Consider the following 24135-nt stretch of genomic DNA (forward strand, 5'->3'; position numbering starts at 1 on the left):
TGACTTTAAGTTCCTCCGGACCTTCAAAGTACAACGCGGAAAGTCATCGGGTCAAGGATTCGCGGCCAATTCCCGCACGATTGATCGCTCACCGCGCACGTACAGTGGCACCGCGCTGGACAGGATCGACTGTAGGAAACACCCGCGGTCGGCCCATGCGGCCCGGGCCTCGTCCGGGGTTAGCAACCGCACGTCCACCGAGACCGGGAAGGACAGCAGCAGATCCCGCAACTCGTGGCGCAGCGCGTCGGAGGCGCGCTTGGCGGTGATGACGAGCAGATCGATGTCGCTGTGCTCGCGCTGCCGGCCTTTCGCGAACGATCCGAAGAGCAGGACTTCCTCCGGATCGCACGCTCGGACAATGAGTTCGGCCATCGCGGCTGCCGCGCGGATCATGGCGTACCGAACTGCAGGACGAGATAGGCGTGAGTGACCAGGCCGGCGGGCAGAGAGGTGAAGTCGTCGTCGGCCTGACGTTTGATCGACAGTTGCCAGGCGCCCAGCACCGGGGTGCCGGGGCCGGGGGTGACCACCGCATGGAACAAGTCACCGAAGCTACCGTCGACGGTCAGCGGCACGCTGTCACCCAAATCGTTTCCCGGCCCGGCGACGCGAACGTCGAACGGCTGGGTAGCGGCGCTTTCCACCACCAGGTCGGCCCGCGTGACGACCAGGCCGGTTGATCCCGCCGCGCGCCGAATGGCAAATGGCACCTGCTGCATGCCGACGTCAATGGCAAAGATCTGCTCCGCACCGGCATCGGGGTGTTCGAATCGGTACCATGCGCCGGCGAATTCAGCGTCAAGAGCAAGCAGCCGGGCGCCATTCTTGGGCAATTTCGTATTCAACGCGGTGGTGGCCGCGGCCGCCAGCGCGGCGCTTCCCGGCAGTGCGGTGTACTCGATATGCAGGATGACGTCGGTGACCGTCGCGAGGTCGAACTGGTTGTGCTCCTTCTTCAACGCGATGGCCCACTTGCTCACCGCGCCGGCACCTTCAAAGGGCAGGTAGCGGTCGTCGTCGCCACGGACGTCGAACATGCCGCTGTCCGCGCGCCCATGGCTGGTGGCGATCATCGTCACCGGCACGTTCTCCGCGGCAAATCGCCGGGCGTCCTCGGTCACCAACGGATCGCCGTAGTCCCCGCCGGGATCGTCGATCAGCCGGACACCGTTGCCGGTCAGCGTCAGCGTCGCGTTGACATTGGTGTAGGGCCCGGTCACACACGGCACCGATATCGCGACCGAACGCAGCCGACGCTGGAAGTGGCCGGGATGGTCGAGGTCGTAGAGCCACTCGCCGAAAGTGACGTTGCAGCTGCCGCTGCTGCGCAGCGCAACCAGGGCCATCGGGTCGATCGCCGCCAGCGAGAAGGACCGGGTCAGCTCCAACCGGCGCCGGTTGGTGTCTAAATAGGCGGCCTCCATCCGGCGCAGGTCGGCGGTCAGGCGCTCACCGGCCAGCAGACCCTTCTTCAGGCTGTCCCAGTACCCGAACTGGACGAACGTGGGCCGGGAAGGGTCGGCGCCCAGCTCGTACTCGAACGCTCGTTCGGCCTGCTTGCCCAGGTCAAAGGCAAGTTGGTAGGCACGGAAGTACACGGTGGCCAGCTGCCCGACCATCCAGTCGTAGAGCTGCTGATTGGTGTATTTCGACTTGAGGTATTCGGCGGTGGCGCCGACATGGTCGATGTGCAGCTCGTGAGCTTCCAGCTCCTTCTCGGCGATGGTGATGCGCACCTTCGACGCCTCCAGCTGCGCGCTCAGGTGCGCGCGATCCTTCTGGGCCACGGTGAATTCGTGCTGGTTGCGGTCGTGTTGACGGGTGTACATGCCTTGCGTTTCCAGCATGTGGCCGCCCTGGTGCAGGATGCCGGCCAGGCCGTTGAACAATGCCGCGAAGCTGCTGGCCGCGCTGCCGACGTTGGTGCCGCCGAACTTCACCGTCAGCGTCGGGGAGCCGCCGAAACCCGCTGCGCCGGCTTCGATCTGCGGAATCAGGTGGGAGGGTCCGGCGACCGCGCTGAGCACGGTGGCCAGGATTTCCGAGATGAGGCCCAGGCCGTGCACCACCACACCGGCCGTCTCCCAGTCGTTCATCCGCGGTATGCCGCCGAAGTAGGCGATGCGTTCGTCGATCGCGTCGAACCCTTTCTCCATCGCGGCGGCCGCCAGGTTGGCCTCGGTGATCTGCTGTTTGCGGATCAGGGTGATCGCGTCCTGCAAGGCAACGTCGTTTCCCGCGGTCAGCAAGGCCAACGCCTCGGCATCACGCTTCTCCAGGGCGCCGATCATCTGTTGGCCCAGCACCCGCACCTCGGCGCAGACTTCGAGCGCCTTACCCACCAGCGTGCGGAAGCGGTACGGGCTGGCGGCGGCCCCGGACGGGGCCAGCACGCTGTCCAGGTCGACGCCGGCCGCCACCGCGCGCACCAGCACCGCCGGGTCGATCGGCGGCGCGAACGGCGGCAGCTGACGCACCTGGCCGGCCAGATTCATGCAATGGCGAATCTGGAACAGCCTGCCCTCGACCGTCGTCCAGTACTGCTCGAGCTGATCATTGGCCGGGATGCCGAAATACAGCAGCGGCAGCTCGGGCAGCGGCGGTGTCCCCGGCGGAGCATCGACCACGGTGGCCGGGCGCGCCACGAAGTTCTCCAGCAGCACGTCCACCCGCTTGTTCCCGAACGGATCCAGCGGCGAGCTCGCCGTGAGCTCGGCATAGGACTGGTCGGCGCGCGGCGCGGCCGGGACGTGTTCGGGCCGGCGGCCGAGCAGCTCGTGGGCCAGCACGTACAGCATTCGCGCCTCGTTGATCGACTCCAGCGTGTCCATCCGGTAGAGCTGGTCACCCCAGGCGATCAGGTTGTCGATGTACTTCATGACGACCGCCTTCTGGAAGGCGACGGGCCGGGTCCGCGCCACCAGGAACGGCTTGAACGGATCGTTCTTCCAGGCCCGTACCTCCGGGGCATGACTTTCGACGTTGTCCAAGATGCTTTGGATCCGTTGCTTGCGTATCTCGGCGTCGCCCATGTCGAAGAACGGCTTGGTCACCCAGAAACGCTGCGGCGCGGACAGCTGCTCGGTGTCGGTCGGGTCGAACACGTAGTGGAACCACTTCATGGCCTCTTCGAAGCGCTGGTTGGCCGTGAGCTTGCAGGCGATCAGGAACGGCGCGTGAAAGAACAGCTCCCAGTTGTAGATTGACGTCGCCCCGCGCGGGCTGAAATCCACGATGTCGGTTTGGGCGGTCGGTTCGGCGATGGCGGCGCTGGTGGGCTGGTAGCTCCCGAAGTTGAAGGAATTGGTGGGGTAGAACGTCTGCGGGAAGCGCTGGATGGCCCGCCTCAGCAGGCCGGGGACGCCGCCGCGGTTCAACTCACGCAGAAACAGCGCGGTGTACTGGTGCGAGAACGGCGCGAACCGGTAGCGCAGCCGCTGCACCGCCTCGGTGGAGCTTTGCTGGACCGTCACCCACTCCGATTCCACGAAATATGTTCGGCCGGTGTCGGAGTAGAAGAACGGGCTGCGTTCGTAGGCGGCGGTGTCCAGCTGCACGTGATGCGTCGAAAACGACAGCGAGAACGGCGTGCGTGCGGCGTTGAGCAGCGCGACCGAGGCCCCGGACTCGAGCACCGACAACCGGCCGCTGTTCATCTTGTAGGTGTTGTTGACCAGACGGTTGGTCTGGAAGTGCATGCCCTCGGGCAGGGCCATCCGCGGCGCGATCTCATAGCCGCCGGTGAGGGCAAGCACCATGCGGCCGCGGTCGTCGGCGGCGTCGTGGACGTACTGATACGACGTCGTCTGGGTGAGGGTCGGCGAGGCCAGCCCGGCGGCGTCCAGCACGTGGTAGTGGCCGCGCAGCGGTTTCAGCTTGGTCGCAACGACATTGCCGTCGAACACGAATGACGACGAGTGCCACGGCCGTGCCGTCTCGTCGAACCGTGTCCCGGTCAGGTAGGCGAACTGACCGGTGTAGGGGTCGTAGAACTTGGTGTTGTTGAATTCGAGGCTGGTGGACACGTAAAGGTCCAGCCACAGCTGGTTTTCGCGGCTCTTGTAGCGCGGTTTGAGCGTGTAGCTGCCGGCGGGCCGCTGCCACGGATGCACCAGCGGGTTCGGCGTGACCCGCCGCGGGCTCCATCCGTCTTCGCGGCGCACCGACCAGGCGAGTTTGATCTCGAGTTGCTTGGGCGGCTCGGGGGCGTCACTGGTCGACGTGGTCTGCTGCGCGGCGGGCTGGCGCCGCACCTTCTGCGGCTTGTCGGTGATCACCAGCCAAAACAGGTGCAGCGCACGGTTATACACCACCGGCACGACGTGCTCGCCGGTGATATCGAGGTCGATGCGCTCCCAGGCCGCCCACGCCCCGGTGTTGAGGTCGAAGCTTCGGTAGAAGTACGACGGGGTATCGGTTCTGGTGCGCCCGACGACATGTACCCGGTTAATCGACGGCGGCAGGTTGTCGAACGGCGAGTCGTCGTCGACGTCGTGGTACATGCCAACCACCTCGAGGTCGTGCACCTCGTGCACCTTCTCCAGGTAGTGGCGCAGCGCGGTCTCGGCGCGGGCGTCGGTGATGTCGCCTTGCAGCAGTTCGTTTTCCAGTTCGACGAAGAACGGCGACTTGTCGTCGCGCAGTGCGGGTTCGATCCAGTTCTCCGGGTAGAGGAAGATCTTGCGGTTGGCTTCCCAGATCCGGTAGTTCTTCATCCACTTCCACTGGCTCCAGGCGTCCAGCGAGACCTGATCGGCCCGCTCGGCCCCGGAGATCAGCACCTCGGGCTTCTCCACGTTGAGCAAGCAGCGCTGCACGAACGTCTGCACCGCGCTGATGGCCTCCTGAATGCGCGACGTCAGTTGGCAGGCCGACATGTCGACGTCGATCAGGAAGTAGTTGAAGACATCCTCGGAGTTGCGCCAGTACTTGCGGTTGACGTACACCTTGCCGTCGACGGTGACCGACGGGGATTCGGCGCGCAGCGACTTCTCGATCAGATGGGCCAGCAGGCCGTCGCGTTTGCGCTCACGAAGGTTGTCCTGCATCGGCGTCACGGTCGAAAGCCACGCGGCGGCTTCGTATTTCGACTTGGCCGCCTGACGTACCTGCCGCGCGATGTCCGCCTGGACGGCGTCGGTGTCGCGGTCCGCCCAGGCGAAACATGTTGTGGCAGAGACACCGAGGCGTTTGATCTGTGCCGCGGCCGCGCACAGCCGGTTGAGGAAGCTCAGGTCGCGGTAGGGCGCGCGGCGACCGCCATCGAGCTTGGCGAGATCGTCCGCGCTGAGGCCGAAGCCGGCGGCGGCCGTGCGCAACTGTGCCAGTGTCGAGGCGGGCTTGCTGCCCAGGCGCAGCACCTCGGGCGCCGACGGCACCGTCGCGCGCAGCAGCCGCAGCCGCGCCAGGGCAAGCCAGTCGCCGAAGCGATCGGCCGGTGGCTCGGCGGATACCGGCAGATCGCCGAACGCCAGCACACCGACGTCGGCGGCGTTGTCGAGCAGCCACCGCAGGTCGTCCAGCGCGGTGACGCCATGCACGTGCATCAGACGAACCACCTTGTGCAGCAACGCATATGAGGTATACAACGCGGGCTGGGCCGCGGCGCTCAGCTCGGTGACATAGTTGCCGGCGTCGTCGTGCGCGTCGATCGCCGCGTCGGTGAACCGGGTGGCCAGCGGCTCGCCGGTCACGGTGAGGCCGTTCATCAGCAGCGCGGCGTGCTCGGCGGGCACCCCGAAGGTGGTGGCGACGTGGCTGATGGCCGCTCCGGCGCGGCTGTCCGGCGCCGCGGTGCGCAGGCTTTCCCGCAGGGTGCGCACCGCGTCGGTGGTGGCGTCGTCACCGGGCAGATACGGCGAGTCCGGCCGGGCGTGCAGCAGCGCGTCGAGTTCGGCGGGCGCGATGCCGACCGTTCGGATGACGTCGCGGACGTCGAGGAATTCCAGCAGCGCCGCGGGGGCGGCGAACGGGTCCGCGACCACGGACTCGACGAGCGTGGCCAGCGCCAGCAGCTCGGTCACCCGCATGCCCAGGCCGCGGGCCAGCGTGCTCCAGCGCACCAGTGCGCTCAGGTGCTCGACATCGAAGGTCGCGCCCACCTTGGCCAGCAGTTGGGTGAGCTCGCTTTCGGTCACCGACAGCGCCGCCAGCAGGGCCGGGTGACGATCGGCGGCGAGCGCGCCGCCCCCCGGCGCCGCGAAGGCGGGGTCCGGCGGGTTGAGCACCGCGGGGTTGCAGAACAGCGCGGCGTAGGCCGACATCGCCGCTTCCGTGGGGTCGGCGGGGTCGGGACGCCCTTGCCGGGGCAAATCGCCGAACCAGCTGACCAGCGTCTCGACGGGCACATTGAGGTGGCTCTGCAGTTGCGCGGCGTCGCGCAATGCGACCAGCGCCGGTCCGTTGACGGCGCCGCCGCCGATGCGTGCGGTGCGCACCAGCAGGTCGAGTTCCCACAGATCCCACGGCACGTGGCGCCATAGCCGCAGCAGCCGGTGGATGCGGTCCAGCGTGTCGACGGTGATCCCGGTCAACCGCTGGTCGTCGAGGGATGCGCTGCCGACCGGACGCGCGAGTTGCAGGGGCGCCGGCGCCCCCGGCGGGTTGATCCAGGTCAGCGTCCGCAATACCAGGATCTGCTGGTAGCGCAGGTGGGCGTGGCCCATCACATCCAGGACCGGGATCTCTGCCCGGTCGGGGTCCAGGCCCCAGAACTTCTGCTGGGCAACCGATGTGGCCGCGGCGGTGGTGATGATCGACGTCTCGTGCGAGGAGATGCCGAGCTGCTCGGCCGCGATCGACGCGGCGTCGGCGTCGGGGTCGCCGAACACCCCCATCAACCGCCAGCGCGGGACACCCAGGTGCTCGAGCAGCATGCGGGTGTCTTCCTGCCACAGATCGAAGACACCCGTCATCGGGAAGTCGGCGGTGCGCAGCGTGTCGTAGGCGCCGTCCCGTTGATGCTCGGGGACCGCGCGCAGCTCCTCGGCCGGGCGGGTGGTCTGCCCGTCCGGGTCCGCTCCGGTTACGGCGGCCTCGAGGATTTCGCAGACCAGGTCGATGTAGGGCACCGCGGTCTCGGTGTTGGGGCAGTTGAGCTTTGTCGTCACCAGGTCGGGACGGCGATCGGTGAGGATTTCGCGTACGGTGCGCCCCGCGACCTGCGACGGATGCGCGTCCAGGAAACGCAACAGGTCGGCGAGGTAGGCGGCCGGGCCGTACACCGAGGCGCAGTGCGCACAATCGCACACGTCGAGCGGGCCGAAAAGCAGCTCCAGGTCCGGGATTTGGCCCAGCAGATCGGCACGTTCCGCGGCGGTGACCGCCTGCGGAACCACCGCGGCCGGATCGCTCTGGTGGATCTCGGCGCGGAAGTCGCCGAGGCGCTGTAGGACGTTGGCGTACTGGAACATGGCGTAGCCGTGGATCGACAGGGCGGTCGGCTGGTCGACGCCGCTGGCGCCCAGCTTGGTCACCAGTTCGGCCTTACCCACCGACAGGATCTGCATCGAGCTGTGCAGGTGGTTGTCCAGCAGTGCCCGGCCGGTGGCCGCGGTGGGCGCCAGCCGGTGGGCGCGCTGCAGGACGCGCAGATCGGCCCGTACGTCGTCGTCGACGGCGATAGCGTTGCTGGCCACGAACCCGTCCACGTTGTCGGTGCGAAGGTTCAGCTCCTCGTGTGCGTCCACCAACGCCGCGACCTGGTCGACCTTGGTCAGCGCGGTCTGAGTGCTGCGGCCGACCTCGGCGACGAACGCGACCGTGGGGAAGATGCGCTCACTCTGGGCGGCCAGGGTGCGCGCGAACGTCTCGCGCCGCGCCGGCAGCGAGGCACCGTCGGTGCCGTCCGGGATCGCGTTCCCGTTGGCCGAGATGTAGTCGCTCCATTCCTGGGGGGTGAGCTTGGCCAGGTCACGCGCCGAGTTGACCCGGGTGTCGGCTGGATCGGCGATCTTTTCTTTCATGAAGGTCATCGTCGGCAGGTGGTTCTTGACGACCAACCCGACGTCCACGGATTGCTTGAAGTCCTGGACCTGGGTGTCCAGGCCCGGCAGTGCGGCGTTCACGTCGGCCCAGAACTGGGCGCCGAAACCGCGGGAGGTCACGAACACCTCGGCGACCGTGTCGAACTGGTCCGCGGGGATGCTGCTGGTCCCCAGCACCGACGCCAAGTTGCCGTTGCCGACGAGCAACGGCTTGTGCAGCGCGAAGGCGGTGCGGTTGGCGGCCAGCGCCGCGGTGATGGCGGCGCGGCGGGCGCCGACGGGGGCGGGGGTGAGGGTTTCCGCCAGCGCGCTGTCCAGCGCCGCCTCCTGCAACGGGCTTTCCATGAACACGATGCCGTTGGCGGTGCTTTCCACCAGTTGGTCGATGAGCTCCCACTCGTTGGTGCTGGCCAACAGCTCGGCGGGCAGGCTCGGCGGCAGGCTCTGCTCGAGAAAGGCGTACACCCCCGCGATGTCCAGCGCACCGCCGGCGAGCTTGGACGACACCCGGGCGGCCAGCACCATCCGCATCACGTCGTCCTGCGCCAGGCCACAGGCCAGCGCGACGTGGCTGATATCGGGATGATCGGCGGTTTCGGTAAGCAGGATCAGCGGGGCGCCCTTGGCCGCGGCGCTGATGGCCGCGAGCCGAACCTCGTAATCGGACGGCCCGGCGTACGGCCGGTCGCCCTGAGTGAAGTTGGCCCACGCCATGGGCGAGGGGTTCACCAAGTTCTTACGCCCGATCTCGGCGCCGGCGGGGTCGCGGTAGATGACCGTCAGCAACAGCGGGGAAACCGACTTGCCGGTGGCGGCGTCGACCGGTGGGGTGTACGGCAGATCGAAGAAGCCATTGGCCAGCGTGGTGCGTTGCCCCAGAACGACGCCGGCGTCACCGATGGCGCGGGTGCGCAGTTCGACGCTCGCGCCTTTGATGCCGGCCCACGCGGTGTCGCGGACGGTTCCGCGGATGCGGGCCGTGGTGGCTGCGGCGGCGGGATTGGCGCGGATGACCGCCTGGTTGAGCGCGGCGAGGGTGACCTTGTCGACGTGGCCGGTCTCCGGCAGGCCCGCCGACTTCTGGAAGGCGAGCACCGCGCCGCGGGTGGACGCCCCGAAGCGGGTCTCTTTGAACTCGGTCTCGTTGACGCCGTGGCCGAGGAATGCAAGCGTGCGCTGCAGCACCGGCACGTCCTTGTTGGTCGCGTTGAGGCGCAACGCCCGCGGGATCGGCTTCAGCGCGGTCGGGTCCGGCGCGGACACCAGCACCGGCTTGCGCGGTTTGCTGGCGGCGGCGGCGTGCACCCGGTCGAAGGTTTCGGGGTCCACGGTGCCGGTGGCCGGTAGGCCGAACCGCGCTTGCAGGGTGCGGATCGCGGCCTGCGTCGACGGCCCCAATTCCTTGGTCCGCATCTCGGTGCCGTCGATGTGCAGGTCGATGTTGCGGGCCCAGGCGGCGCGCAGCATCGTCTTCTGCAGCTTGCTGGTCTGCGTCTTGCTGCTGAGCTTGCGGGTCAACGCGTGCGCGCGCAGCGCGGTGATGACGTCCTGGGTCACCAGGCCGTCATCGCGCAGCCCCGCCTGGGTGGCGAACTCCTTCAGCTGGTCGCGGGTCGAGGGGCCGAAGGTACGCGTTTTCAGCTCGCCCGCCTCGACCGTCACCCCGGCGTCGGTCAACAGCTGCTGGATTCGGCCGGCGCGGTAGCTGGTTGCGGTCAGCAGCTGGTCTTCGACGTGGACCTTGAGCGCGTCGACGGTGGACTTATTGAACTTGCCTGTCTGGTCGAGGCCGGCGCGCTCCTGCAGCACCTTGACCGCGGCGGTGGTGGTTTTCCCCAGCTTGGCCTCGTCCACCTCGCCGGGGTCGACCGGCAAGCCGAGCGTGCCGAGCGCTTGATGCAACAGTTCGACGCGGTGTTTGGTCGGCGCGGCCCCCGGGGTCTGCAGGCGCGCGATGTCGTCGAGTTTGAGTTTGCTGTCGAGCGGCATGTCCGGGTCCCTTCGGTCACCAGATGCTGAACAGGTAGGCGATGCCCGCCACCGCGGCGCCGATTGCCGCGCCGACGGCGGTGCCCACGCCGGGAATGACGGATCCGATGGCGGCGCCCACGCCGACCGCGGCCAGCAAGCCGATCGTGTCGGCCTCTTGCTGGGTGGCGCCCAGGTATTCCTTGGCGGCGTTGCGTGCCGCCAGTCCGGCGAGCGCGCCGCCCGCGCCCGCAGCCGCCACCACGGGTACCGCCTCGGCCACGGTCAGCAATGTCGCGGCCGCGGTGTGATATCCGAGGCCGTAGGCCAGCAGGGCGCTACTGCCCACGATGGCCTCCGTTTCGACGACGCCCGGGATCGCCACCTTGGCCGCACCGGCGACCGCACCGCCGACCCGCTGACCCAGGCTGGGCCCGCCGCGCGAACCGCCGCCCTTGGAGCCCCGCCCGGCGCACCGCCGCCGGTCGGCGCCGTCCCTGTTCCGCCGCCGCTGCCGCGGGTGCCGCCGTTGTTGAGGTTGGGCACGAATTTGGCCAGCCGCTGCGGCAGCGGCGCGCCTTCGACCGCGCCGGAGCCCTTGCGAATGATCGAGATTCCGTCTTCGTGTTCGATGAAGATGTCGACCTTGCGGTCGCCGGGGGCGGTGTCGGCCAGGTGCGCCAGCACCCGGCGAGCTTCGGCGGAAGAGTGGAAGTCGGCCCACGAGTACCCGGGCGTGGAAGCCTCCGGGTCACCGGGCACCAGCGGCGGCATCTTCGGTGTCGGGTTGACCTTGCGCATGTCGAAGTGGACCGTGCTGGCGACTTTGCCCTCGAGCGCCTCCTCGGTCATCAGCGCCGAGAACATGGGGTAGAGGTCGCGTCGCTGGCCCTGGGAGTTGGGTACCTGAAATTGCTTCTCCAGCTCCGGACCGGACGGGAAGAACGCCGGCGGTCCCGTGCCCGGCCGTCCCCAGTTGTATTTGTCTTGAATGTTGAGCGGAATGAGCCCGGTGTTGTGCTCGGCGCGATCCATGTAGCCCATTCCCGGTCCGAACGCGACGACGTATTTCGACGGATCCCGGTTGACCACAAAGGGTCCCGCGCTGACCTTGCCGCCGCTGGTGATCGTGATACCGCCGGCGGCCGTCGGCTCGTCGCCCATGCCGCCCGGGTCTTTGCGGGTAACCGGATTGGCGCGGCTGTATGCGTACAGACAGGTGCCGCCCTCGATGCCTATCGGATCGCACGAGACGAACCGGCCCAGCCAGGGCGCGTAGTAACGGGCGCCCAGGTGCTGCAGGCCCGATTCCTCGTCGCGCTCGGCGCCCAGGAAGCGGAATCGCTTGGGTGTCTCGGTCTGGCTGCGCACCGCCTGGTAGGTGGTGGCGCCGTAGGGTGTGTATTCCTCGAAGCTGAGGATCCGCGCCTGGTCGTCGAGCTCGACCGCCGCCGAACCGAGTTGGTCGCGGACCTGATGTCGCACAAGGTGTTTCGGCGCCCCTGGCGGCCCGCCGGACAGCGTCGTCTCGACGATGGCCAGGGTGGCCGAACCGTCGGGGATGTGCAGGATCTCCTGGGTCATCGGTGACGGGCCGGCGCGGCGCAGGATCTCCACGCCGCCGAGCTGGATGCGGTCCTGGACGACGACGCCGGCGGCCGTCACGGTGACCTTGCGCAGCCGTTCGCCGCCGGCGCCGTAGACGTAATAGGTCCGCTCGCCGGCGTGGGCGGTGCCGTCGGCGTCGCCGGCGTTCACTGCCTGACGCCGCGTCATCCGCATCCGGTCGGCGAAGTCCCACTGAATCGCTTGCAGCTGCGGCATTTTCAGCGTGTTGCCGTGCTCGTCGTATTCGTAGACGTCGGTCACGGCGTCCGCTGTCGTGCTGGTGAGCCGGTTGCTGTGCTGGGCCGGCTCCAGCAGGCTGGCCTCGGCGTAAGCATAGGTACGGGTCCATCCCGGATTGGCGGGATCGGTGCCGACATGCGCCACCGCTTGGAGGTTGCCGACGTCGTCGTAGGTGTAGCGCTCGAGGTAGCGTGCCATCGCGTTGCCGTCGGCTGGGTGCGGGATACGAAGGCGCGCAACATCGTTGTACGTGGCCGGGGAGGGCGCCGCCTGGCCGATGTGCTCGCGGCCGGTCGCCTCGATCAGCCGGTAAAAGGCATCGTAGGTGTAGTCGCTGTCCGCGGTGACGCGCCTGTTGCGGAAGAAGATGGCCTGCTGGGCGAGGTCGCGCACCGCGGCGATGTTGCCGCTGGGATCATGGACGAACCGCTGGTTCTGCAGCTGGCATCCGGGCCATCCCGCCGGCGGCGGGTCCGGGCAGTCGGCGAAAGCTGCTGAGGTGCGACGGGTCTGTAGCTCGGCGAGCCGCTGGGTCAGCGGGTGGTAGCGGGCGGTGGTGCGCACACCGTTGCCGCGGTCGACCTGGATACGGCGCCCCTGGGCGTCGTAGCGGACGTCGGCTAGTGCGGGGACGTCGGCGCTGGCCGGGTCGAGAAGCGTTGTGGGCTCATCGGATTCGTCGATCCACACGTCGAGGCGGCGCAGCAGCGAGCCCTGGTCGTACTGCTGCTGCAGCACCTTGACCGCGGCGCCGGGCTGGCTGCTGTGCGGCGCGATGACCTGAATCGGCCGGTTCAGCGCGTCGAACCGGGTGGCGCTGAGGTAGCGCTCGTTTTCCAGGTCGACCGGACCGGACCAGTCGATGACGCTGCGGTAGTCGGCCACCAACGCGCGTTCCACCCGCAGCGGATTGCCGGCGAAGTCGAAGCGGTCGGTGGTCACCGAGCCGGACTGGTCCCGCAGTTCGACGGCACGCCCACGCAGGTTGGCCGCCTGCGGGTCGGGCCGCGATTCGCCGTAGATGGTGTCGGCGACCAGGATGTCGGCGCCGCCGTCGGTCAGCACGGTGCCGGTGGGCCGGCGCAGCACGTCGTAGCGTGTGGTGAAGCGCCGCCCCTTGTCGTCCCAGGAGACCAGCGCGCCGCCGATGGCGTCGGTCAGACTCCAGCGGGCCCCGGCTTCCATGCTGGCTTCGTGGATCCGGTTGCCCTGCAGGTCGAATGCGGCGCGCAGCACGGTCCGCCCGCGCGCGTCGATCACCGCGCGGCGCCGGCCGAGGATGTCGAGCACGTCCCGGTTGCGGTAGCTGCGCTCGGTCGGCGGGTCGGCCGGTGTGGCGTCGGAGTATTTGTAGCGGTTGGTCACCACCGTCAGAACCGCGCGTCCGAGCGAATCGCTATGCGCGACAGTCGGTGTCGCGGCGTGTACCATCGCCTGCTCGGCGGCGCGGCGGTGCGCCGCCCGGTCACCGGGATCCGGCCAGCGCGCGGCCGACAGCGCGGGATCGGTGCGCAGCGCGGCCCAGGTCGGGACGTGCGCCGCCGCGGGCAGGCGTTCGAAGAACCCACCGACGTCGTCGTCGGCGGCGCCCACCAGCGCCACCGTGTCGTTGGCGTCCCAGGATTCCGAACGCCACGCGCCGACGACGGTCTTCTGCCAGGTGTGGTCGGGATGCAGCACCCCGACCGTGCGGCCGAGCGGATCGTAGAACGTGATGGGGCTGACCCCCACCCGGACATCGAATTCGAACTGATGGCGGTCGGTGTAGAAGGGTTGGTACTGGCGGACGGCAAAACCCTTGTTGTTGTACACCGTCCAGCCGCTGGCGACCCACCTCGGGTCCGCGTCGGCCGCGGTGAGCACCGGCTGCCCGTCGGCGCCGACGATCACCGCGCCCGCGGCGTCGCGCTGCGCAACCGGCCCGGCCCGTGCCTGCGCCTTGGTTTGCACCTGCCGGCCCAGGCCGTCGGAGTAGGCCAGGCGGACCTGCAGTGGACTGGCCGCCCCGGCGGGCAGCTCGGACACGTGGACTTCCCTGACGATGGTCACGGTGACCGGCGGACCCGCCGGTGTCCGGAGAAAAGCATTGCGGTCCACGATGGTTCGTGTCGTCGCGCCCGCCAGCAGGGTGGCCGCCAGCGGCCCGCGCGGATCGGCCAGCAAGTCCTGCACCTGCGCCGGTGTCGGGTCGGCGACGAAGCCGTCCAAAGTGTCCCCCTCGGCGGGGGCGGGCGCGGGTTTGCCCATGACGGCGCTGCCCGCGACCACGCCGAACGCGTCGTAGGCCACGGCGCTGACGTTGCCGTTCGGGTCGGCCAGGCGCGACGGGCGGAGCACCCGGTAGTCCAGACCGACCGCGCGGGTGGTGTTGCCCAGCGCATCGCGGGTTTCGAAGACCAGCAGGTCGTGCGCGTCGAGCACGGTGAACGACTCGGTGCTGGTGACGGCGGTGTGGAACGGGTCCCGAAGGCGCAGCGGACGGAAGAAATGCGCACGGGCGTAAGCGAATTCCTGTGCCGGGCTGTCGGTTGCGCCGGGCGACAGCAGCTCGCGGGTCGACGAGGTCCAGAAGCCGGCGTGGCCGTCGGGGTGCGCATAGCGGCCGGTGCCGTCGAGCAGCGCGGCGGTCACCTTGGTCCCGTATACCTGGTCGACCAGACCGGGCGTCAACGCCAGCGCGTAGCGCTGGTGTAGCAGCGCGCGGCGACCGGTACTGCCCAACGGGGCGGGGCCGTTGAGGTCGTCGCGGCGGAAGTAGGCGCGGCGGTGGTCGACCACACGCTTCTGCGCCGTGGCGCCGGTCGGCGTTGCCTCGAAAGGGATTTCGGCGGCGTGCGCGGTCCGGCGGGCCAGGTCGTCGAACCCGTATCGGGTCGCAGCGGCCGGGGGTGGGATCCCGGTCACCTCGAATCGACGCTGCTCGCAGGGCACCGGCTCGCGGTAGGTGGCCGGCTCGTCGAGGGGGTCGGTCATCCGGTTTTCGGCGAGCAGCACATGCACCGCGGCCTGTGCGGCCTGCTCCTCGGGTGGCAACGCACCGTCGGGTATTGCCCGCCCATACACCACCTGCGCCGCGCGCACGACATTGCCGTGGTCGTCGACTTCCAAGGTCAGGTCGTGTTGCACCCGCGGGTCGTCCGGCTCACGTTCGTAGTGCAGCGTGACCGTCTCACGTTGCGCGGTATGGAAGACGGCGTGCCGGTTGCCGGCCCGGCGCTGCAGACAGCGCACGGTGCTGATGCTTTCCGTCACCGAGTAGGGGTGCGGCTGGCGGCGGGTTCCGTCCAGGCCGTAGACCTCGCGCCGCAGCAGCGAACCCTTGAGCGCCCTGCGGGCCTCGCGCTCCTCGTCAACGGAAAGCCCGGCCGGCAGCACCGGCTCACCCAACTGCGGATCGCCGTAGTAGTCGCGGGCCAGCGCGGCGTCGAACTCCGCGCGTTGCTCCCACTGGCCGGTGTGAAACCAGGTCACGGTGTGTGCCGGCGGCACCTGCGAGGACGCCTCGAGGTTGGTGATGCCTGGGCCCGCGCCGGCGGGATCGAGCGCGGCGAAGGCCTCGCTGTCCCATTGTTCGACCTTGGCGAAGCCGCGAAATTCGCGCTCGGCGACGTCGAAATACCCGTAGTGGTAGGCGAATCGGGTGCCGTATCGGTTGCCGCTGATGTGATCGACGACGACGATCCGCTCCACGACGTGTACGGGGAACGGCAGCGGGAGCGGCCACGGCACGCCGGCCCGCTTGTCGGCGAGGTAGAACTGGGTCGACGCCGCGTATTCGACGCGGGTTTCGGCGCCCATGTTGTTGGTCGTTGCGACCAGCAGATGCGGTTTGGCGCCGCCCATCAGGTCGAGGTAGCGAATGGGTGCGGCGGCGTCTGCCGGCAGCGCTGACGACCACACCAGGCACGCGGTTCCGTTGCCGAGCAGGTCGGCGGCCATGACGTTGACCACGTCGTCGAGGTGCGGGAGCGGGGGGAGCGGGCGCGCTTCGCTGAGGCTGTTGCCGGAGCGGTTGAAGTACAGGCGAATACCGTCGTCGGCGAGGTAGATGAGGTCGGTGGTGCCGGATCCGTCGATATCGGCCAGCCGGATGCGACGCTGATCGAACGCCTCGGCGTCGTCGAAGGGTGCGACGTCGTCGAGGGTGATTTTGGCGCCGAAGCGGCCGTAACCCAGGTTCGGCCAGTAGCAGACATCGCCGTTGCGGATCCGGACGATGTCGGCCAGCCCGTCGCCGCTCATGTCGGCGAGCTGGATGGATTCCAGCGCATCGGCGAGGACGACGCGTGGGCCCAGCTCCTCGTCCAGTGCCGCGGGCACCCGCACCCGTTCGCCGAATCCTTCGTCGCCCAGGAACGGATACCATGCCAGCGCTTCGTCTTCGGTGACCAGGACGTCAGGTCGGCCGTCGCCGTCCACGTCGACGAAGCGCAGCGCCGGGTCGTCCCACATCAGAGCGGGAAGCTGTTCGAAGGCACGCAGGTTTTCCCAGCCGACACCCGGTGCCCGTTCGTAGTAGCCGGGCACCGGGCCGTCGAGGCAGACCAGGGCTGGGCGCCCGTCCCCGTCGAGATCGATCAACCGGTCGCGCCCCGACCGCGGCTGGCTGGAAACCGCTGCGGCGGCATCGAATTGGCCCCCGCCGAGGTTGGCTTTGTAATACCACCAGCCCGCCTCGTCGGCGAGGATGCCGGGCAGTCCTTCCCCGTCGAGATCGACGAGTCGGCGCCGCGCGTCGAGGCCGGCGGGGAGGTCGGCGATGTCGGCGGCGTCGAGCTGGCGGACGGCCTCCTGGATCGCCGGGCGGCTGTAGCGCAGCTGCACCGGTGGCAGCGACTGCTCGAGTTCGGTGCCGGGCGCGTCGGCGTGGCGATATCCCGACTGGGTGACCGCGCACAGAAAGGAGCCGTAGCGGGTGCTTCCTTCGTGCGCGTGTTCCACGGCGACGGAGGCGGGCAGGTTCAGGTCGTTGTAGTCGAAGTGGGTGGCGGCGACGAGGCCGTCGTAACCGGGCTGCACGGGTTCGGCCATGCCGGCCACGTCGGGAATGTGGTGGAACACCAGTGCGCGCCGGCAGCGCCGGACGGTGCGGATTTCGAATCCGGGCCGAAACGTCGAGAACGGGTCCGGCCGCGGCGCCCACGCGTGCGCCGGCTGCGGGCTGGCGCGAACCAGGGCGTGCTGCTCGCGTACCGGTACGCCGGGGGCGGGCGGCAGCGTTTCGAAGTGACCCTCGTCGTAGTCGAAGACCACCTCCATCATCCACACCGTCGTATCGATCACAGCTTGGGTGAGATCGGTTGGGCGGTCGCCATTTTCGTCGAGCAGCGTCGTGCGGTTGGCGTACCGTACCCGCTTGAGGTAGCGGTTGGCGCCGCGGGCCGCGTCGGCGCGGTCGCCGCGGTTGCGCTCGTGCACCCGCTCGAGTGGGACCCCGGCGCCGTTCTCGGCGACGTAGTCGAACAGGATGCCGTTACCCCTGTCGTCGCGGGTCTCGCTCACCAGCCAGGAGAAGATGCGGCGCCTGTCGGCCGGGTCGCGGATCCGTGACCGGTCGTCGCGGCCGTAGATTGTCAGGACGTTGTCTCGGGAAAACGAGCGCCAATGCACGTCGCCGTCACTGCGGTGAGTCCAGCGTTCGATCCGCGCGAACAGGCCCTCCAACCGGGGCCGGTAGCGATGGATGACGTAGCCGGGGGCGCTGGCGCGGTCCTCCCAGCGCGCACCGGCGTCGGTGAGCACCGGAACAAGGTCTTCGGTGTCGGCCAGGACGAACACGTCGGACTCCTCGGCGTCCCGGTATCGAGGCAGCCCGCGATCGGTGCGCCGGGTGATCGAGGCAAGGCGCAGCGTCCAGCCGAAGCCGAACGGGCCGTTGCCCGAACCGCTGTCGTAGGTCAGGGTCAAGCTGGGCCCGAAGCCGTCGCGCCCAGGGCTGGCGGGGATCGGAATGGATAGACTGCCGGATCCGGTGACGGGATTGGCCCCGAATTTTTCACCGATGCCGCGGATCGCCCCGCCGCCCTTGGGAAGCGCCAGCGGCGCCGCGGCGCCGGTCCCGTGCTCGGTCAGCGGCTGCGACACGGGGCTTCCGATACGGCACAAGGCAGTTCGATGGTGTCCGGGTGGTATTCATCCCGCTTCATTTCACCGCCACCCGGGGGCCTGCAAAGGTCGGCTCCGGGCCGAAACTGCCTCTTGCCGTCTCCGTCGACCATGCGTCCACCGTCAACCCGGTGTCTGGTGCCGAGGAAATCGGCGCCGGAAAGGTCGTCCCCGATCGTCACCATCGTTGCCTGCCCGTCCCTTACCGATTCAGAGCAGAAAATCCTCGGCCCGCCGATGATCCCACGTAATCGCTTGAGCGGCAAGGCCATTGACCACCTATCGCGCGGTCACTGAGATCAGCAAATCGGGCGCGTCGGCCCAGAGGTATGGATGCTGCTGCCACGGACCCGACTCGTTTACGTATGACGCGCGATTAGCGACGAGCCTATCGCTCCGAAGCGCCACTCAAAAGAGTGATCGGCTACTCTAATGCGGCACGTTGGCGGCCATGTTCGTCATCACGATGTCGGGCACCGACTCCGGAAAACCGCAGAAGGTGACTTCCAGCAGCGTCACCGAGAGCACGCGGTAGTCGCGGCCGCAGTCGCCGGGCCGGATGTGCAGCGAGTCGCCGTCGACATGCCACGTACTGACCAGCAGCGCGCCACTGGAACTGTTTGCGCAACTCCCCACGGCCGCCACCAGCGACTCGAAGGCATGCCGGGCGATGTCGGGCGCCCGATACACCGCGGCGCCCTCGGAGATCAGGGCACCTTCGGGCGGGTCCTGGAAGGTGATTTTGTGGAAACCTGCGATGTCGGGCCCGAAGATTGCCGTCTCGGCGTAGATGAACCGGCATTCCCGGGGCAGGGTGTCTGCGAGGGCGTCGATGTCGATCGGGTGTTTGCCGTCCGTCGACGGCACGATCGTCAGGTCGTCACCGGCACCGGTGATCGCGCGCATCCTCGATTGGTCCAACAGCACGGTGTCGACGTTGAGCACATCCAGCGGGTAAGCGCCATACGGGGGCAGTGCTTCGCCATCCACCACGCGTGTGCACGCCGCCGTCAGCGCCATCGCGCAGCACCACAGCAGCGGCCGGATCCGTCTTGCCATCAGCCACCCTTCTGTGTTTGCAACCTACCCGTGCGCCCGGCCGCTAAACAGCCCTCGAATACGGTTGACAAGTGAGTGATTTCGCGCCGCCTTTCGCGCCGCCGTTCGCAAGGGCCACCGGCATCGGATCCTGGCCCGGCACGGCGGCGCGGCCGGCCGCCGAGGTCGTCGTCGGCGAGCTGGCCGATGCCCTGGCGCATCTCGTCGAGCTGCCCGCCAGGGGAGTGGGCGCCGATATGCTCGGCCGGGCCGGCGCCCTGCTGCTCGATTTGGCGGTGGACACCGTGCCGCGCGGCTACCGCATCGTCGCCCGGCCCGGCGCGGTGACCCGCCGAGCCGTCAGCATGCTCAACGAGGACATGGACGCCCTCGAAGAGGCCTGGGAGAGCGCCGGTCTGCGGGGCGGCGGGCGCGTGGTCAAGGTGCAGGCGCCCGGACCGATCACGCTGAGCGCGGGGCTGGAGCTGGCCAACGGCCACCGGGCGATCACCGACCCGGGTGCGGTGCGTGACCTGGCCGCCTCGCTGGCCGAAGGCGTCGCCGCGCACCGGGCGATGCTGGCCCGCCGGCTGGACACGTCGGTGGTGGTGCAGTTCGACGAGCCGTCATTGCCGGCGGCCCTGGGCGGCCGGCTGACCGGCGTGACCGCACTGAACCCGGTGGCCCCCCTCGACGAGGCGGTGGCCGGCGCGTTGCTCGACAGCTGCGCCGCGGCGGCCGGCGCGGACGTCATGGTGCACAGCTGTGCGCCGGAGCTGCCGTGGGAGCTGTTGGCGCGCAGCGCTATTGGTGCGGTGTCGGTGGATGCGGGCACGCTGCGCGCGGCGGACCTGGACGGCATCGCGGCCTTCGTCGAGTCGGGCCGCACCGTGGTACTGGGCGTCGTCCCCGCCAGCGCGCCGCAGCGGCGACCGGCGGTCGAGGAAGTCGCCGCCGAGGTCGTCGCGGTGACCGATCGGCTCGGCTTCGGTCGTTCGGCGCTGCGCGACCGCGTCGGGGTGTCCCCGGCCTGCGGCCTGGCGAGCGCGACGCCTGGCTGGGCGCGCGCCGCCATCGAGCTGGCCCGCAGGGCTGCCGAGGCGTTCGCCGAGGACCCGGACGCCATCTGATTTCGGCTGACCTTCGCGAGATTGCCGTCACGGTCGCGCATGGCCGGCTTAGCCCGACCATCACGGCAATCTCGGCGGGTCAGACCCCTCAGCTAGCCTGCCAGGGGGAGTTCGTCCGAAGCCGACACCACGCCGCCCGACGTGTTGCATCGATGGCAGGAGCTGGCTGAGGAGGTCCGCGAACACCAGTTCCGCTACTACGTGCGCGACGCGCCGATCATCACCGACGCCGAATTCGACCAGCTGCTGCGCCGGCTGGAAGCGCTCGAAGAACAGTATCCGGAGCTGCGTACGCCCGATTCGCCCACGCAGCTGGTCGGCGGCGCCGGTTTTGCGACGGAGTTCGAGCCGGTTGACCACCTGGAAAGAATGCTCAGCCTCGACAACGCGTTCAGTGCCGAGGAACTCGGCGCCTGGGCCACCCGCATCCACGCCGAAATCGGTGACGCCGCCAGCTACCTCACTGAGCTCAAGATCGACGGCGTGGCACTGTCGTTGGTTTACCAAGGAGGCCGCCTGACGCGTGCCTCGACGCGAGGTGACGGCCGCACCGGCGAGGACGTCACGCTCAACGCCCGCACCATCGACGACGTTCCGGAACGGCTGCGCACCACCGACGACTACCCGATTCCCGACGTCCTCGAAGTCCGCGGCGAGGTGTTCTTCCGGGTCGCTGATTTCCAGGCGCTCAACGCCAGCCTGGTCGAGGAGGGCAAGGCGCCGTTCGCCAACCCCCGCAACAGCGCGGCGGGCTCACTGCGCCAGAAAGACCCGTCCGTCACGGCCCGGCGGCGCCTGCGGATGATTTGCCACGGGCTGGGCCACACCGAAGGTTTCCGCCCGGCCACCCTGCACCAGGCGTACCTGGCGTTACAAGCCTGGGGGTTGCCGGTGTCCGAGCACACCACGCTGGTCGACGACATGGCCGGGGTCCGGGAGCGCATCGACTACTGGGGTGAGCACCGCCACGAGGTGGACCACGAAATCGACGGTGTGGTGATCAAAGTCGACGAGGTGGCGCTGCAGCGCAGGCTGGGCTCCACGTCGCGGGCCCCGCGCTGGGCGATCGCCTACAAGTACCCGCCCGAGGAGGCGCAGACCAAACTGCTCGACATTCGCGTCAACGTCGGGCGCACCGGGCGGGTCACCCCGTTCGCGTTCATGACGCCGGTGAAGGTCGCCGGGTCGACGGTCGCGCAGGCCACGTTGCACAACGCCTCGGAAGTCAAACGCAAGGGGGTGCTGATCGGCGACACGGTAGTGATCCGCAAAGCCGGCGACGTGATCCCCGAGGTGCTCGGGCCCGTCGTCGATTTGCGCGACGGGTCCGAACGCGAATTCGTCATGCCCACAACATGTCCCGAATGCGGCACCCCGCTGGCCCCGGAGAAGGAGGGCGACGCCGACATCCGCTGCCCCAACTCCCAGCGTTGCCCGGCGCAACTGCGGGAGCGGGTGTTTCACGTCGCCAGCCGCAGTGCTCTGGATATCGAGGTGCTGGGCTACGAGGCGGCCGTCGCGTTGCTGCAATCCGGTGTGATCACCAGCGAGGGCGACCTGTTCGCGCTGACCGAAGACGACCTGTTGCGCACCGAGCTGTTCCGCACCAAGGCCGGCGGGCTTTCGGCCAACGGCAAACGCCTGCTGGCCAACCTCGACAAGTCCAAGGCCGCACCGCTGTGGCGAGTGCTGGTGGCGTTGTCGATCCGCCATGTCGGCCCGACGGCGGCCCGCGCGCTGGCCACCGAATTCGGCACGCTCGATGCGATCGCCGCGGCATCCGCCGAGGAGCTGGCCGCCGTCGAGGGTGTGGGACCAACCATCGCCGCGGCGGTCGCGGAATGGTTTACCGTCGACTGGCATCGCGAGATCGTCGACAAGTGGCGGGCCGCCGGGGTGCGGATGGCCGACGAGCGCGACGAGAATGTGCCGCGCACGCTGGCCGGGTTGACCGTCGTCGTCACCGGCTCGCTGGCCGGCTTTTCCCGCGACGAGGCCAAGGAGGCGATCGTCGCGCGCGGCGGCAAGGCTGCCGGTTCGGTGTCGAAGAAGACCTCGTTCGTCGTCGCCGGCGACTCGCCGGGATCGAAGTACGACAAGGCCATCGAACTCGGCGTGCCGATCCTCGACGAAGACGGCTTTCGCAAGCTGTTGGCCGAAGGCCCTCCCGACCCCGAAGCTGCAACGCAGTGAGCGGCGCACGGGTTGACCTGAGGCGCGAAGGATCATGACAAACTCGGCGATCTCGGTGGGGCTGCAGATCGGGACGCAGCCGCCAATGAGCGGCGCTCGGGCGTTATTGCTTGCGGCGCGGGTGGCGCGGCTGGAGTCGGTGATGCTCATCGACCACTTCCAGAGCGGTGTGCCCCGCGCCATCTGGAACAAAGACCTCACCTGGCTTGCGGCGCAAGATCAGAGCCCACACGAGTTTTATGACTACCAGGTTCTGCTGGGATATCTCGCGTCCCGGGCCGGGCGAGTGCGCTTGGGCGTCGGGGTGACCGAGGCGATCCGGCGGCCCCCCGTCCTCATCGCCCAGGCGATGCTGACGCTGTCTCATCTCACCCGCCGCGCGCCCATCCTGGGTATCGGCGCGGGCGAGCGGATGAATGTCGACCCGTATGGACTCGACTTCTCCGAGCCGGTCACCCGACTGGAGGAGGCCCTGCAGGTAATCCGGCTGTGCCTGTCGGCACGCGGTCCTATCACGTTCTCCGGCAAGCACTTTCGGCTCGACCGGGCGACCATGGACCTGGAGGCTCCGCCCGGGCGGGTACCGCAGATCTGGGTCGGCGGGCATGGTCCGCGGATGCTGCGGCTGACGGGACGCTACGGCGACGGATGGTATCCCGTCTCGGTGGTCTCGCCCCAGGAGTACGCGGCCAAGTTGGCGGCGGTGCGCGCGGCCGCCGCCGAGGCTGGGCGAGACGCAGAGTCGATCACACCGGCGCTGCATCGCTTCGCGGTGATCGGCGCGACCGAACGGGAGGCGCGGGCGATGCTGGACACAAGGGCCGTCCGGATGCTTGGGCTTGTTGCGCCCGCCGATGTGTGGCGGCAGGCCGGGGCCGTACACCCGCTCGGGGCGCACTTCGACACCTTCGTCGACTTCGTGCCCGACCGCCACGGTCGCCGGGCGGTCGAGCATGCCATCGCCGCGGTGCCGGACGCCGTGATGACCGAGGGGCCGTTGCTGTGGGGAACTCCGCGGCAGGTGCTGGCCAAGCTGCGGGCCTTCGGCGACGCGGGGATGCGCCACGTGGTTCTGGCACCCGTATCCGGTCTGGTGTCCCGGCGTGCGGCTCGCTACGGGCTCTGGGCCACCATGCGTGTCGCCCGTTCGCTGACCAGCCGGCGAGGCGACCCTGCACCCGGCGGCTGATACGCCGCAATGGGTCAGCGCAGCATGGTGGCCACGATTCCGGCCAGATAGCCCAGTCGGGCCACCTCCGAGGGCCGAAATTCCGGGCCCGGCCGCCCCAGCACCACCGCCATGTGCGGGTCGCCCAGCGGTGCGGCCACCATCGTGGTGTCCATGTCACGCCAGGCCTGCGGCACCCAGTCGGCGCCACCGTCGAGCGGTGCGGCGCGCTCGATCGGCAGCCACGGTGCCGAATCGGCCCGGGTTTCCGGGGCGCCCGGGCTCCCGGCAAGCCGGTGCAACGCGCCCTGGGAGCTGTGCAACACGGTGCACCAGCTCACCCGCAGCACCCTGGGCGCCTCGTTGGCAAGCACCTGCAATCGGGACGCATTGTCACGGGCCGCGGCGACGTGGTCGAGCAGCTCCAGCTCGCGGTGCGCCTCCAGCAGCCCGGTGTGGGGACGCAGACTGTCCACCCGGACGCCGGGCAACGACTCGGCGGCGGTAATCAGCCGATCCGGCATCGCGCCCGGCGGCATCTCGACCACCAGGTCGTCGATCGCGTACCCGGCGCTGCGCTCGACGACGTCCAGCGACAAGATGTCGGCGCCCACCGACCCGAGCGCAACCGCCAGCGACCCCAGGCTGCCTGGACGGTCGACCAGCTCGATGCGCAACAGATACGACGGCACGGCCA

At 69.0% G+C, this 24135-nt stretch carries 9 protein-coding genes; 3 read left to right on the forward strand and 6 right to left on the reverse strand.

Annotated elements, in window-relative coordinates; translation table 11 throughout:
• Positions 1-51 precede the first annotated feature (51 nt).
• The 5 genes from B4U45_RS23435 to B4U45_RS23455 form a co-directional block, all read right to left on the reverse strand.
• On the reverse strand, positions 52-396 hold the full coding sequence (locus B4U45_RS23435) for a nucleotidyltransferase domain-containing protein (protein WP_075545857.1): 345 nt from the start codon (positions 394-396) through the stop codon (positions 52-54).
• Entirely contained in the window at positions 393-9977 is a 9585-nt protein-coding gene (locus tag B4U45_RS23440) for a Tc toxin subunit A-related protein (protein ID WP_219859516.1), read from the reverse strand. The genes B4U45_RS23435 and B4U45_RS23440 overlap by 4 nt, the downstream gene beginning before the upstream one ends.
• Positions 9978-9993: 16 nt before the next feature.
• Positions 9994-10305 carry a hypothetical protein gene (locus B4U45_RS23445; protein ID WP_036448047.1) on the reverse strand — a complete coding sequence of 104 codons (312 nt, stop codon included), beginning with the start codon at positions 10303-10305 and terminating at the stop codon, positions 9994-9996.
• Positions 10242-17888 carry a SpvB/TcaC N-terminal domain-containing protein gene (locus B4U45_RS23450; RefSeq protein WP_075545859.1) on the reverse strand — a complete coding sequence of 2549 codons (7647 nt, stop codon included), beginning with the start codon at positions 17886-17888 and terminating at the stop codon, positions 10242-10244. The genes B4U45_RS23445 and B4U45_RS23450 overlap by 64 nt, the downstream gene beginning before the upstream one ends.
• Before the next feature lie 450 nt (positions 17889-18338).
• Positions 18339-18968, reverse strand: a complete 630-nt coding sequence (locus B4U45_RS23455) for a sensor domain-containing protein (protein WP_075545861.1) — start codon at positions 18966-18968, stop codon at positions 18339-18341.
• A 71-nt stretch (positions 18969-19039) separates the two neighbouring features.
• Between B4U45_RS23455 and B4U45_RS23460 the strand changes: the two genes are divergently transcribed.
• The 3 genes from B4U45_RS23460 (at position 19040) to B4U45_RS23470 (ending at position 23459) form a co-directional block, all read left to right on the forward strand.
• Complete coding sequence (locus B4U45_RS23460) at positions 19040-20077, forward strand: uroporphyrinogen decarboxylase/cobalamine-independent methonine synthase family protein (protein ID WP_075545862.1); 1038 nt, start codon at positions 19040-19042, stop codon at positions 20075-20077.
• Positions 20078-20218: 141 nt separating this feature from the next.
• Positions 20219-22270 (forward strand): NAD-dependent DNA ligase LigA, encoded by a 2052-nt coding sequence (gene ligA, locus B4U45_RS23465; protein WP_219859517.1) that lies wholly within the window; start codon positions 20219-20221, stop codon positions 22268-22270.
• 34 nt (positions 22271-22304) lie between these two features.
• On the forward strand, positions 22305-23459 hold the full coding sequence (locus B4U45_RS23470) for an LLM class flavin-dependent oxidoreductase (RefSeq protein ID WP_219859518.1): 1155 nt from the start codon (positions 22305-22307) through the stop codon (positions 23457-23459).
• Positions 23460-23473: 14 nt separating this feature from the next.
• On the opposite strand, the gene B4U45_RS23475 is transcribed toward B4U45_RS23470, so the two are convergent.
• The gene (locus B4U45_RS23475; RefSeq protein ID WP_089025155.1) at positions 23474-24130 is read right to left on the reverse strand and encodes an ACT domain-containing protein; all 657 of its coding nucleotides are present in this window, start codon (positions 24128-24130) and stop codon (positions 23474-23476) included.
• Positions 24131-24135: the final 5 nt, after the last annotated feature.

This window comes from Mycobacterium persicum (genome assembly GCF_002086915.1).
Taxonomy (GTDB): Bacteria; Actinomycetota; Actinomycetes; order Mycobacteriales; family Mycobacteriaceae; genus Mycobacterium; species Mycobacterium persicum.